The 12,927-nt window shown below is 64.0% G+C and carries 15 protein-coding genes; 3 read left to right on the top strand and 12 right to left on the bottom strand.

From position 1 onward, the window contains the following. Positions 1 to 57 precede the first annotated feature (57 nt). The 10 genes from EPB08_RS18155 to EPB08_RS18110 all read right to left on the bottom strand — a co-directional run bounded on the left by EPB08_RS18155 (position 58) and on the right by EPB08_RS18110 (position 9,026). Entirely contained in the window at positions 58 to 2,355 is a 2,298-nt protein-coding gene (locus EPB08_RS18155) for a DNA internalization-related competence protein ComEC/Rec2 (RefSeq protein WP_130620499.1), read from the bottom strand. Positions 2,356 to 2,465: 110 nt separating this feature from the next. After that, on the bottom strand, positions 2,466 to 3,158 hold the full coding sequence (gene lolD / locus EPB08_RS18150) for a lipoprotein-releasing ABC transporter ATP-binding protein LolD (RefSeq protein ID WP_130620498.1): 693 nt from the start codon (positions 3,156 to 3,158) through the stop codon (positions 2,466 to 2,468). Between the two features lie 4 nt (positions 3,159 to 3,162). After that, the gene (locus tag EPB08_RS18145; protein ID WP_130620497.1) at positions 3,163 to 4,410 is read right to left on the bottom strand and encodes a lipoprotein-releasing ABC transporter permease subunit; all 1,248 of its coding nucleotides are present in this window, start codon (positions 4,408 to 4,410) and stop codon (positions 3,163 to 3,165) included. Positions 4,411 to 4,479: 69 nt separating this feature from the next. Further along, positions 4,480 to 4,950, bottom strand: coding sequence for a hypothetical protein (locus EPB08_RS18140; RefSeq protein WP_205746387.1), 471 nt, complete (start codon positions 4,948 to 4,950; stop codon positions 4,480 to 4,482). Beyond that, positions 4,922 to 5,170: an FAD assembly factor SdhE gene (locus tag EPB08_RS18135; RefSeq protein WP_130620496.1), complete on the bottom strand. Its 249-nt coding sequence runs from the start codon at positions 5,168 to 5,170 to the stop codon at positions 4,922 to 4,924. Before EPB08_RS18135 ends, EPB08_RS18140 begins: the two co-directional genes overlap by 29 nt. Positions 5,171 to 5,372: 202 nt before the next feature. Then, positions 5,373 to 6,152: a succinate dehydrogenase iron-sulfur subunit gene (locus EPB08_RS18130; protein WP_130620495.1), complete on the bottom strand. Its 780-nt coding sequence runs from the start codon at positions 6,150 to 6,152 to the stop codon at positions 5,373 to 5,375. Between the two features lie 21 nt (positions 6,153 to 6,173). Further along, positions 6,174 to 7,961, bottom strand: coding sequence for a succinate dehydrogenase flavoprotein subunit (gene sdhA / locus EPB08_RS18125; protein ID WP_130620494.1), 1,788 nt, complete (start codon positions 7,959 to 7,961; stop codon positions 6,174 to 6,176). Positions 7,962 to 7,965: 4 nt separating this feature from the next. After that, a complete protein-coding gene (gene sdhD / locus EPB08_RS18120; protein WP_130620493.1) occupies positions 7,966 to 8,379 on the bottom strand; it encodes a succinate dehydrogenase, hydrophobic membrane anchor protein in 414 nt (137 codons plus the stop codon). Continuing rightward, a complete protein-coding gene (sdhC, locus tag EPB08_RS18115; protein ID WP_130620492.1) occupies positions 8,376 to 8,771 on the bottom strand; it encodes a succinate dehydrogenase, cytochrome b556 subunit in 396 nt (131 codons plus the stop codon). Before sdhC ends, sdhD begins: the two co-directional genes overlap by 4 nt. A gap of 87 nt (positions 8,772 to 8,858) precedes the next feature. Then, positions 8,859 to 9,026, bottom strand: a complete 168-nt coding sequence (locus EPB08_RS18110; RefSeq protein ID WP_130620491.1) for a DUF1674 domain-containing protein — start codon at positions 9,024 to 9,026, stop codon at positions 8,859 to 8,861. Between the two features lie 94 nt (positions 9,027 to 9,120). Between EPB08_RS18110 and ygfZ the strand changes: the two genes are divergently transcribed. Both ygfZ and EPB08_RS18100 read left to right on the top strand, forming a co-directional pair. Further along, entirely contained in the window at positions 9,121 to 9,954 is an 834-nt protein-coding gene (gene ygfZ / locus EPB08_RS18105) for a CAF17-like 4Fe-4S cluster assembly/insertion protein YgfZ (RefSeq protein WP_229238403.1), read from the top strand. Between the two features lie 473 nt (positions 9,955 to 10,427). Next, on the top strand, positions 10,428 to 10,850 hold the full coding sequence (locus tag EPB08_RS18100; protein WP_130620490.1) for a cell wall hydrolase: 423 nt from the start codon (positions 10,428 to 10,430) through the stop codon (positions 10,848 to 10,850). Positions 10,851 to 10,925: 75 nt separating this feature from the next. Here EPB08_RS18100 and EPB08_RS18095 read toward each other — a convergent pair whose 3' ends face one another. Then, positions 10,926 to 11,243, bottom strand: coding sequence for a glycine zipper 2TM domain-containing protein (locus EPB08_RS18095; RefSeq protein ID WP_229238402.1), 318 nt, complete (start codon positions 11,241 to 11,243; stop codon positions 10,926 to 10,928). 146 nt (positions 11,244 to 11,389) lie between these two features. Then, complete coding sequence (locus EPB08_RS18090) at positions 11,390 to 11,974, bottom strand: glycine zipper 2TM domain-containing protein (RefSeq protein WP_130620488.1); 585 nt, start codon at positions 11,972 to 11,974, stop codon at positions 11,390 to 11,392. Positions 11,975 to 12,113: 139 nt separating this feature from the next. On the opposite strand from EPB08_RS18090, the gene EPB08_RS18085 reads away from it, so the two are divergent. Next, a complete protein-coding gene (locus EPB08_RS18085; protein WP_130620487.1) occupies positions 12,114 to 12,887 on the top strand; it encodes a TatD family hydrolase in 774 nt (257 codons plus the stop codon). Positions 12,888 to 12,927: the final 40 nt, after the last annotated feature.

Below are 12,927 nucleotides of genomic sequence, written 5' to 3'. Positions count from 1 at the left end.
CCGACCGTTCCGCGGCACCGGTGGCAGTTGCGGGAAGGCCTCGACCCAGTCTCAGCCTCACTCGCGCCAGTAGCGCGATTGACGCTGCCGCCACTGCGCTGCCACGTAAGGCGCCGCGTCCGGCGGAAAGACCACCTCAATGGCGCCGCCGACAGCCGTATTCAACCAAGGAATGCCGGCGTCCTCGTAGCGCTTCACGATCAGCGGATGGGGATGGCCGAAACGGTTGCGCCACCCGGAGGAAATCAGCGCCAATACGGGCTCCGTGCCGGCCAGAAACGCAGCGCTGGACGATGTGCGGCTGCCGTGGTGTGGCACCGAGAGCACCAGCGGAGGCCCAGGCGGGATGGCGGCGGCCACCGTGGGCTCGATGCGGGAGGTGATGTCACCGGTGAGCAGGGCTCGTCCACCGCTCCCCTCGACCAGCAGCACACAGGACCGATCATTGGCTGGCGCACCCGCCGCGCCTGATGGCAGCACGCTCACCACGACCCCGTCCCAGGACCACGACTGCCCTGGCACACAGTGTTTCATCGGCAGGGTCAGGCGCTCGGGCTCGCCGGAGTAGCGCTCCGCCTCCGGATACTCGACAGCCACCGCGGGTATGCCGCCCGAATGATCGTTGTCCGCATGGCTGGCCACCAACAGGTCCAGCTTCCGGATACCCAACGCGTGCAGCGATGGCAGCACCGCCGCCTCGCCCATGTCGAAATCGGAAGGAAACTTCGCACCAGCGTCATAGACCAGCGCATGATTTTCGGTGCGTACGAGCACCGACAGCCCCTGCCCTACATCGAGGGCCCACAACTGGAACCCGCCGTGTGTCGGCACATCGCGGATCGGCAGCACCAGCGGCAGGAACAGCAGGCCACCCATCCAGCGCATGGGCACGCCTCTGGGCATGAACAGCCAGAGCGCCCCCAGCATGGCAAGCAACAAGGCCCATAGCGTCACTTCCGGCAGGTACCAGAGGGCACCCGGCCATGTCGCCATTTCATCCAGCAACCACCATTGCGCATGTACCAGGTGCCCGGCCACCCACAACACGGGCGACGCCAGCGGCGGGCATAACCCGAGCAGCAGCATGCTCGCCAGGGTGCAGGGCACGATCACGAAGCTGACGAACGGCACGGCGACGAGGTTGGACAGGGCCCCCACCAGCGAGGCCTGACCGAAGAACCACATCGTCAGCGGCAGCAGCGATACCGTCATCAGCCATTGCGTCGAGGTCAGGTCGTGCACGAAGCCACGCAACCCATGACCACGATTCGTCATGCACAGCATCAGGAATGCCACGCCAACGAAAGACAGCCAGAATCCCGCCGCCAGCACGCACAGCGGATCGAACAGCACCACCACGAACAAAGCCAGGGCCAACGACTGCAATCCGTTCGGTGCGCGACGCAATCCCCGGGCGAGCGCGACCACGGCGATCATCAGCAAGGTTCTCACGGTGGGCAATCCGAACCCTGCCAGCGCGCTGTAGATACCCGCCGCCAGCAAGGCCGATGCGGCCTGCACCGGCATGCGCGGCATCCGCAAGGCAAGCGTTGGCCAGAGCATATAGAGCAGCCTCGCCAACCACACCCCAAACACGGCCGCCACGCCGACATGGAATCCCGAGATCGCAAGCAGGTGGGGAATGCCGTTGGCGCGCGCCACGGCCCAGTCACGTGGCGTGAGCCCGCGCGTGTCGCCTACCGCGAAGGCCCGCAGCAGCGCCGAGTCACGCGGGTCGTCCACCCGCCCGGCGATGGCGCTGCTGATCGCCGCGCGCACGCCGTCGATGCAGTGGTCGACTTGCAGGAGTCTATTGTCGGGATCGTCGCGAACGTATCCCGTCGCCACGATGCCCCGTTCCAGGGCGCTGCGTTCGCCATCCGCACTGCCGGGATTCATCAGGCCACGCGGCCGCTTCAATCTCACCACGAGTTGCCAGCGGCTACACGGCGACAACGATGACGGAGCACTGTCGTACCAGTTAACGCGCAGGCGTCCGTGCAGCGCCAGATCACGTTCGGCCAACGTCGCGCTCTCGATCATCATCAGAAAGCCGGTGGCGTCGTCGCGTATCGACGGAAGGTCGATAACGCGCCCCACGATGTGTACATCCATGCCTTCCAGCTCTCGCGGAAGTCGGGCATCCATCGCCATGCCGCCCCGCCAGCACGCCCAGGCAACGCCGAATGCACACCACGCCAGCCAGCGCCAACTCGGAGCGAAGCGCCACGTCAAAAGGGACATCATTGCCAAGGCCAGGCAGAACCAGCGTGGCGGCAAGGCCGGCAGCCACTGCACCACCAGCACGCCGATCAACAGCATGATCGCCGGCGTGATCGCACCATCCTTGCGCACGCTGATCCCCTTCCAAAGGAAGGGGCCAGCTTAGTGTGCGAATCCCCGCGCGACGCCGGAAAAGCATGTAGGCGTCGGCTCCTTTCGCCGACGCTCGACTTGCCGGAAGATCAGGCGTAGATCTTGTCGACCAACTTGCCGTTGTGGAGCTCCAGCGTGCGATCCATGCGCTGGGCGAGTCGGCTGTCATGGGTGACGAGGATGAAGCTGGTGCCGATCTCGCGATTGAGCTCCAGCATCAGGTCGTAGACCTGCGCTGCATTGCCTTCATCGAGATTACCGGTGGGCTCATCGCCGAGCACCACCGCCGGACGCGTCACCAGGGCACGTGCCACCGCGCAGCGCTGGCGCTCGCCACCGGACAGCTCGGCGGGCTTGTGGCCGAGACGCTTGCTCAAGCCCACGCGGCCAAGCAGCTCGCTAGCCTGGCGCTCCGCTTCCGCGATCGCGACGCCGCGGATCAGCAGCGGCATGCACACGTTCTCCAGCGCGGTGAACTCGGGCAGCAAGTGATGGAACTGGTAGATGAAACCCATCGAGCGATTGCGCACGCGGCCACGGTCGGCATCGGAAAGACGCGAGAGATTCTTCCCCTCCACTTCCACTTCGCCGCGGGTCAGCGTGTCCAGGCCGCCGATGATGTGCAGCAGCGTGCTCTTGCCCGAGCCCGAGGCGCCCACGATGGCCAGCGTCTCGCCACGCTTCAGCGTGAAGCTCACGTCGGCAAGCACGTCGGTCTTCAGGTCGCCCTCTTCGTAGACCTTGGCGATGTTGCTGGCGCGCAGGACGATATTGTTGTTCATGGCATTACTCATAGCGCAGCGCCTGCGCAGGCTGGGTGCGCGACGCACGCCATGCGGGGTAAAGGGTGGCCAGCAGCGAGAACAGGAAGGTGATCAAGGCCACCCAGCCCACGTCGCCAGCATCGAGCTTGCTCGGCAGCTCGCTGATGTAATAGACGTCCGGCGAGAGGAAGGTGATGCCGGTGACGTGTTCGATCCACTTGACGATGCCCGGCAGCTTCCACGACAGCAGCGACCCCAGCGTCACGCCGAAGCCAATGCCCACGAAGCCCACCAGCACGCCCTGCACCATGAACATGCCCATGATGCTGCGCGGCGTGGAGCCCAGCGTGCGCAGGATGGCGATGTCGGCCTGCTTGTCGGTGACCAGCATCATCAGCATCGAGATGAGGTTGATCACCGCGACCAGGATGATCAGCGAGAGGATGATGAACATCACCTTCTTCTCCATCGAGATGGCGGAGAAGAAGTTGGCGTGGCTGTCCATCCAGGTTTCCACGCGATAGACCTGGCCCAGCTGGTCAGCCAGCTCGTGCGCCACGCTGCGCGCATTGAACATGTCGTCCAGACGCAGACGGATGCCGGTGGGGCCGTCGATCTGGTTGATGCGCTCGGCATCGGCCATGTTGACCAGGGCCAGCCCGGAGTCGAACTCCTGCATGCCCATCTCGAACACGCCGGCGACCTTGAAACTGCGCAGGTTCGGCACGCTGCCGGTGATGGGCGAAGAATGGAACGCGGGCACGGCCATGATGACCTTGTCGCCCACGGCCACGCCCAGCGTCATCGCCAGTTCGCGACCCAGCACGATGTTCCAGCTGCCCGGCGTCAGGTCGCTCAACTGGCCTTCGACCATGTGCTGGCCGATGTCTGACACCTTGGGTTCCTGCGCGGGTTCGATGCCGCGCACCACCGCACCGCTGGGGCGACGCGCCTGCAGGAAGGCTTCGGTTTCCACGTAGGGCGCCGCGCCCTTCACGTGCTTGTTGGCTTCGGCGATCTGCACCGCGCGCGGCCAGTCCTGCACGCTCTGTCCCGGCATGCCGGATACGGTGGCGTGCGAGATGGCGCCGAGGATGCGCGAGCGCAACTCGTCATCGAAGCCGTTCATCACCGACATCACCGTGATCAGCGCGGTCACGCTGATGGCGATGCACACGATGGAAACCGTCGAAATGAAGGAGATGAACTGGTTGCGACGCTTGGCGCGGGTGTATCGCAGGCCGATGAATAACTCGAGCGGTCGGAACATTAGGGCGGTCGCTTGTGGGTTCTTGGGGGCTGGCCGCCCGAATGGCGATGATTATCGCCTGAGACGCGGCTAAACCGTAGGACCGCGTTCAGCCGGCAGAGTGCCCGGCGCATGGGAAGTGGCCCTATCGGCCAGCGCCAGGCGCATGCGAAGCCGCCGCCGGATGTCGGCATCGCTGTTGTCGGGGGCGAGCAGCATGGAAACAGCGCCGTGCCCCGGCACGCCCAGGCGCAACCAGATCATTCGCTCGCCGGCCACGCGAAACGCGAGCAATGACGCCGGCTTGTCCTCGCCATCGGCCATACGGACGGTCCAACCGCTCCGTTGACTCCACCCCGTGCCCCTTACCGGCGAGCGCACGAACATCGCCAGGGATCGCCATGCGGCGGCGACCAACAAGGCGGTCACCAAGGCTTTCAGTAGATAAGGAATCGCGCTCAGCCAAGCGGCGGCGACAGCCAGCGAGACCATGGGGACAAGGACACGTCCCAGCCAGCGCGAGGGCCGGTATTCAAAGCCGATGGCGGGAGCGGATGTCATCGATGATGGCCTGCCAGTCGGGGCGCGTCGCCTTGGCGTGGCCCATCACCCAGTCCCACAGGTCCGGGTCCTGCACATCGAGGAGTTCATCGAAGGCTTGGCGCTGTGCTTCGTCGGCAGCGGCAAAGCGTTCGTCGAGCCAGCCGCCAAAGAGCGCGTCGAGCTCACGGGTGCCGCGGCGGGTGCGCCAGCGGAGGCGTTTGATACGGGCTTCGTCCATTGCGGGTTGCCTCCGACTTTCTTCCTCTCCCCTCCGGGCGACCCGAAGGTAGTCCCCTCCTCGGGAGAGAGGACCGAGGCAGTGCCACCTTTATGGTGGTGAGGGGTCAATCTTGCCTCAGTCTTGGCAAGTGGAAGCTCTTTCGCGAGCACCCACCCCTCACCCTGCCCTCTCCCCGAAGGGGAGAGGGAAAACGAGACGCTTACGAGCGACGCTCGACGATCAGCTTCTTGATCTCCGCAATCGCCTTGGCCGGGTTCAGACCCTTCGGACAGGTGCGCGCGCAGTTCATGATGGTGTGGCAGCGGTACAGCTTGAACGGATCTTCCAGATCGTCCAGGCGGTTGCCGGTGTCTTCATCGCGACTGTCCACGATCCAGCGGTAGGCCTGCAGCAGGATGGCCGGACCGAGGTAGCGGTCGCCGTTCCACCAGTAGCTCGGGCAGCTGGTCGAGCAGCACGCGCACAGGATGCACTCGTACAGGCCGTCGAGCTTCTTGCGGTCTTCCGGCGACTGCAGGCGCTCGCGGTCCGGCGCCGCACTCTGCGTACGCAGCCACGGCTTGATCGAGGCGAACTGTGCGTAGAAGTGCGTGAGGTCCGGCACCAGATCCTTAACCACCGGCATGTGCGGCAGCGGGTAGATCTTCACATCGCCCGACTCGCAGTCACCGATGGCCTTGGTGCAGGCCAGGGTGTTGGTGCCGTCGATGTTCATGGCGCACGAACCGCAGATGCCTTCGCGGCACGAACGGCGCAGCGTCAGCGTCGGATCGATCTCGTTCTTGATCTTCAGCAGGGCGTCCAGAACCATCGGACCGCACGCGGCGAGGTCAACCTCGTACGTGTCGATGCGCGGGTTCTGGCCGTCGTCCGGCGACCAGCGGTAAATGCGGAACGTGCGGGGTTTCTTCGCGTCCTTCGCCGGAAAGTGCTTGCCCGGCTGGACCTTGGAATTCTTGGGTAGCGAAAACTCGGCCACAATGGCTCTCCAGTCCGGGTATCAGTAAACGCGCTTCTTCGGCGGGACGACTTCGACATCGCTCGTCATGGTGTACATGTGCACCGGACGGAAGTCGAAGCTGGCCTTGCCGTTCTCATCGACCGCCACCAGCGTGTGCTTCTGCCAGGTGTGGTCGTCGCGGTCCGGGAAGTCCTCGCGGGCGTGAGCGCCACGGCTCTCCTCGCGCTGGGCCGCCGAATACATGGTGGCCACGGCCTGGTCGAGCAGGTTGGCGAGTTCCAGCGTTTCGATCAGGTCGGAGTTCCACACCAGCGAACGATCGCTGACGCCCACGTCCTTGAACGAATCGCGCACCTTGGAGATCTTCTCGCAGCCTTCCTGGAGCGATTCGCCGGTGCGGAACACGGCAGCATCGGACTGCATGGTGCGCTGCATTTCCGCACGGATTTTCGCGGTCGGCTGGCTGCCCTTGGCGTTGCGCAGGCCGTCGAAACGGGTCAGCGCCTTGTCCAGCACGCTGGCCGGCAGGTCCTTGTGCGGCGCGCCCGGGGTGACGATCTCCGCGCAGCGGTTCGCCACGGCACGACCGAACACCACCAGGTCGAGCAGCGAATTGGAGCCCAGGCGGTTGGCGCCGTGCACCGACACGCAGGCCGCTTCGCCGATGGCGAACAGGCCCGGCACGACGGCGTCGACGTCGTCGCCGCGCTTCTGCACCACTTCGCCGTGGTAGTTGGTCGGGATGCCGCCCATGTTGTAGTGGACGGTCGGGATCACCGGGATCGGCTCCTTGGTCACGTCCACGCCGGCAAAGATGCGCGCCGACTCGGCGATGCCCGGCAGGCGCTCGTGGATCACTTCGGCGCCCAGGTGCATCAGGTTGATGTGGATGTGGTCCTTGTGCTCGCCCACGCCACGGCCTTCGCGGATTTCCATGGTCATGGCGCGGCTGACCACGTCACGGGAGGCGAGATCCTTGGCGTTCGGGGCATAGCGCTCCATGAAGCGCTCGCCGTTGGAGTTGGTGAGGTAACCGCCCTCGCCACGCACGCCTTCGGTGATCAGGCAGCCCGAGCCGTAGATGCCGGTCGGGTGGAACTGCACGAACTCCATGTCCTGCAACGCGAGGCCCGCGCGCAGCACCATGCCGCCACCGTCGCCGGTGCAGGTATGCGCCGAGGTGGCGCTGAAGTAGGCGCGGCCGTAGCCACCGGTCGCCAGCACCACGGACTGTCCGCGGAAGAAGTGCAGCGTACCTTCGTTCATGTCCAGCGCGAGCACGCCGCGGCACACACCTTCTTCGTCGAAGATGAGGTCGATGGCGAAGTACTCGATGAAGAACGTGGCGTCATGCGCCAGCGCCTGCTGGTACAGCGTATGCAGGATGGCGTGACCGGTACGGTCGGCCGCGGCGCAGGTGCGCTGCGCGGTGCCCTTGCCGTAATGGGTGGTCATGCCGCCGAACGGACGCTGGTAGATCTTGCCTTCCTCGGTACGCGAGAACGGCACGCCGTAGTGTTCCAGCTCGATGATGGCCGGAATCGCCTCGCGGCACATGTACTCGATCGCATCCTGGTCGCCGAGCCAGTCGGAACCCTTGATCGTGTCGTAGAAGTGGAAGCGCCAGTCGTCCTCGCCCATGTTGCCGAGTGCGGCGGAGATACCGCCCTGCGCCGCCACGGTGTGCGAGCGGGTCGGGAACACCTTGGTGATGCACGCGGCCTTGAGGCCCTTCTCGGCCAGGCCGAAGGTGGCGCGCAGGCCCGCGCCGCCGGCGCCGACCACGATGACGTCGTACTTATGCTGTTGGATCTTGTAGCTTTCCATGGAATCAGGCTCCCAGCGCCACGCGCAGCACGGCCATCAACGTGGCCAGCGTGCCGAGCACTGCAATGAACTTCACCAGCACCAGGAGGGCAACTTCCTTCCAGCGCGTATGCACGTAGTCCTCGATCACGATCTGCAGGCCGAGCACGGCGTGCCAGCACATGGTGAGCACGAAGGCCACCAGCAGCACTGCGTTCCACGGCTTGGCGACGATCGAGCGGGCCGTGGCGTAGTCGGCGTGGATCATGCCGAGCACGGTCAGCACGAACCAGATGCCGAGGAACACCAGCGCCGTCGCGGTGACGCGCTGCGTCCACCAATGGCCGACGCCAGACTGCGCCGAACCAAGGCCGCGGGCTCGCTTGAGCGGATTGCGCATGTCGTTGCGCACGTCATGCTTCTGGCCGTTCGCGCTCATGCCGCACCTCCGGAAGTCAGCACGTAGGCCCAGACCAGCACCGTCAGCACGATGCTCACGATGATCGAGAGCCAGCTGGAGCGCACGAACTGCGGAATGGCATAACCCATGCCGCCGTCCTGCAGCAGATGACGGATGCCATTGCACAGGTGATAGAACAGCGCCCAGGTCCAACCAAACATGAGGATCAGCCCGATCGGGCTGCCGATGCAGGTCCTGAACTGGCTGTAGCTGTCTTCGCCAGTGGCGAGGGAGAACACTCCCCACAGTACGATCAGGGTTCCAACGGAGAGGGCGATGCCAGTAGCGCGATGCAAGATGGATGTCACCATCTGTACCTGCCACTTATATATGCCCATGTGTGGAGAGAGCGGTCGTTGCGTGTCTGCCATGGCGGCTATCCTGGGTGGAATCGCTGATGCCCTTTACCGCCCTTCCCTATCTCCAGCGACGCCGGCGCGGAGCCGGCGCGGCGAAGATCAGAAGTCGATACAGCGCCCGTTTTTTTCCCAATCGCCGTAGCGGGTGGGATCCGGGGCCGGCCGCTCAGCCGGGGTCTTTTCCGTCGCCGGAACGGCAGGCACGGTCGCTTGTTCCGCAGGAGCGGAAGCCGGCGAGGACTTTGGCTGGGAGGACGTATCGGACATGGTATGTGAAAGCTGTAAAAGCGTAATACTTGCGTAAATTCAGCACAACCTTGACGGCGACGTGATCGTCTGACAGTAAGCAGACCACACTTGTATGGCCAGCGCCCTGCCCTCACCTCGCCCATCTATGGCTACACACCACTCTGCTCAGACCCTGTCCATCGAAGGCGCCGACGCCCTTGCGTTCGCCCAGGCCCAATTCAGCGGCAACGTCCATACGCTTGCCGTCGGGCAATGGCAATTCAATGCGTGGCTCGATGCGCAAGGCCGGGTGCTCGCCCTGTTCCACCTTGCCCGCGTTGCCGACGACGGATTGCTCTTGCTGTTGCGCGGGGGCGATACCGCTTCCATGGCGCAGTCACTGCAGCGCTTCGTATTCCGCGCCAAAGTCAGACTGACCGCCCATGCACCAATCTCCCTCGGCACCGGCCCTGCGCTCGACACTTACGCTGTCACTCGTGAAGGCGATGGTTACACGTTCGGCTGCGGCGACCACAGTCTCGTCGTGGGCGCCAACCAAGAGAGCGACGACTGGCGCCTGTCGCAGGTTCTCGCTGGCTGGCCATGGCTGCCCGCCGATGCACTAGGAGCGCTGCTGCCACCCGCCCTCTCGCTCGAGCGCCTGCGGGCAGTGTCATTCGACAAAGGTTGTTACCCGGGACAGGAGATCGTGGCCCGCCTGCACTATCGCGGCGGACACAAGCGGCATATGCATTGCGTCGTATTGTCGCAGCACTTGACTGGGGGCACCTTGCTGCGCCATGGCGATAAAGGAGCCGTCCATTTGCTCCAAGTCGCCGGCGAAGGGGCACGCGCCCTGGCACTCGCCGTCATCGATGACGAACTCGCTGGAGCACTTGAAAACAGCACGTTCGATATCGATGGCAACGTCATCACGATGCATATCGAAGAGAGTTGGCCGGCATGAAGCAATTGCTTGCGAAGGGATTCGCGATCGCTTCAGCAAGCGTGAGCACAATGTGAATCTGAACTGCCAGGCACTTGCCAGATCGGAAACTCGCCACTAGTCTCCGCCAGCCAATTCAGTGGCGCCCGATGCCCAAGGGTGCCGACATACGCGACGAACCGGAGGGGTCCGGATCAGCGCGACCCGGCAGATAACGCCGGAGTACCTGCCGCCATAGACGCGGTGTAGTTGCAGGCAACGCGGTCGTCGTACCCGTAACCAAGCCATTGCAGCACGTACAAGTAGAGAGCGGCGCCGGATCAGCCGCTCGACTGGCCACAATCCCGTGGCAAACCGCCTTGACCACAAGTTTCGGCCAAGGTGTTCAATCCAGATGGAACGGCCTGCCCGCCCGTCCATCGCAACGGCGCTCGAAGTCACGCATCACCGGCTTCGCGCGTACAGCACGCTGGAGGCAGACAATGAAACTTTCGATGCTGTTGTGGTTAGCGTCCGTGCTACCCCAGCCCCTCGCGGACCAGACCTGCCTGGCCACGACGGTATATCTCGAGGCACGCAGTGAATCGACCATCGGGCAGTATGCAGTGGCCGAGGTTGCCCTTCGGCGTCGCGATCGCGGCACCTGGGGCGGAAGTGTTTGCGACGTGGTTACTTCTCCGCGTCAGTTTGCACTGACAACGACCGCAAGCACCTTCGAGGTCACCGACCTCAACTCGTGGACGAAGGCGTGGAAAATCGCCGGCGACTCCATCAGCAACTGGAGCCTTCCGAAGGGCGAACGCACCGTCTACGTTCCGCAGGCCGACCACTTCGCCACGCTGGCCGTGGCACCTGCATGGTCGACCAAGCGCGTGGTGAAGACCATCGGCGACCACGCCTTCTACGCGGTCAACTGACCACACAACCATCACCCATGAAAAAAGGCCCTCGCATGAGGGCCTTTTTATTTGGACGTCTATACGTCTTAAACGTCAGAGCCGATAGACAAGATTGTTGCGGATCTGCACGTAGTCACCGGGGCGCACCTGCGGATCAGCACCTTGCGTCACCGTGGCGTAGCGACCATCGTCCAGCTTGATCGTCACCTGCCAGGCCACGTCCGGGCTACTGTTGTTCTTGCCGACCTGGTTGCCGATGGCACCACCGGCAACCGCACCAGCCACCGTCGTCAGGGTCTTGCCGCTGCCGCCGCCGAACTGATTGCCGATCACGCCACCGGCGATACCACCGATCACCATGCCCAGCGGGGAAGAACCCTTCTGTGTCTGGACCTGGCGTATGTCACTCACCACGCCACATTGCTCGCAACGACTTGAACTACCGCTATAGACCACCTGCCGCTGGGGCGGTGTCTCGCAACCGGAAAGAATCCCTAGAACTGAAATCAATCCAACGACAGCCAAATGTCTAAGCAATGTCCGCATGGCGTGAATCCTCAGTGAGCGTCGGAAACGGCTACCACACCTTCCTGTACCTGCAGCCTGTCGCCCGGATCGTGATCCATGCGCACAGTGCGAGTAACACCGTTGTACTCGTAACTCACATCGTACGCCACCACCTTGTCGCCACCATTACCCGGCACGGTTTCGCAACGACGCTGCGTGGACTGTGTCGTGGCATTGCGCTGATGATTCGCCTGGATTTCGTGACCGGCGTAGCCGCCGCCGACCGCACCCGCCACCGTGGCGAGCGTGCGTCCCTTGCCGCCGCCGACCTGATTGCCGAGCAAGCCACCGGCAACCGCACCAATGGCGGTACCTGCAATCTGATGGGTGTCCTGCACCGGCTTGTGCTGCGTCACGACTTCGTCATGACACACCTGCTGCGGCGCCGATGCCTGATCGCGCACCGGCGTTACGCTCACCACGCGGGCGTACTTCGCCCCGTCCTGGCCTGCGGCCTGCTGCGCCGTGGAACCCACGCCACCGTCGGCATTGGCGTCGCGGTTGCACGCCGAAAGACCAAATACCAACACAGCGCCCATGCCCACATGCAGCGCTGAAGCGACCAACCTGTTCATAATGCTCTCCTGTCTGGATCGGCGGAGCACCCCGCAACCGCCTGATTCGATCCTTACGTGCCGTCATTGAACCCTTGATTCACTGAATGCTCGCTTAGACCGCAGCCGACCATTTTGAGCGGATAGGAAGCCTTAATCTGTGCTCGAACTCACCGACAGCCATGCGCATATCGACGACGCGGGTTTCGCAGCCGACCGGGAGGCGATGTTCGAGCGCGCCCGCGAGGCCGGCATCCAGCACATTGTGGTCCCTGCGGTCGACCAGGCCTCTTGGTCGCGTATCGCCACGATTAGCGCAGCCCATGCGCAGGTGCACCCCGCCTATGGCCTGCATCCCATGTACCTCGCGGAGCACCGACCGGAGCACCTCGACGCGCTGGTGATGCAGCTGGAGACTCATCGAGCCGTCGCGGTGGGCGAGATCGGTCTCGACTTTTTTGTCCCCCAACTGGATGCTGAACAGCAGCGCGAATATTTCCATCGCCAGTTGCGCATAGCGCGCGATTTCGACCTGCCGGTGATCGTCCATGCCCGACGCGCGATGGACGAAGTGACCTCGACCATGAAGCGACTTGGTGGCCTTCGCGGCGTGGTGCACAGCTTTTCCGGCAGCCTGCAGCAGGCCCAGCGATTGTGGGACATCGGCTTTCATATCGGCATTGGCGGCCCGGTGACCTACGAAAGGGCGCAGCGCCTGCGCCAGATCATCGCCGCCATGCCCATCGAACACCTGCTGCTTGAAACGGACGCACCCGACCAGCCGGGCGCCTGCCATCGAGGCCAACGCAACGAGCCGGCGAACATCACCGAGGTGCTTCAGGTGATCGCACAGTTGCGCGGCGAAAGCGAAACTTCGGTTGCCGCCGCCACCACGGCCAATGCGGCCATGCTGTTCGGCTTCACCCACGCTTGACCTACCGCATCGCCTCGTAGACCCCCGATTCGCTCCACCT

It is taken from the genome of Dyella amyloliquefaciens, assembly GCF_004296575.1.
GTDB lineage: Bacteria > Pseudomonadota > Gammaproteobacteria > Xanthomonadales > Rhodanobacteraceae > Dyella > Dyella amyloliquefaciens.
The sequence above is the reverse complement of the archived record's forward strand: the minus strand, read 5'-3'. Positions and strand labels throughout refer to the sequence as shown.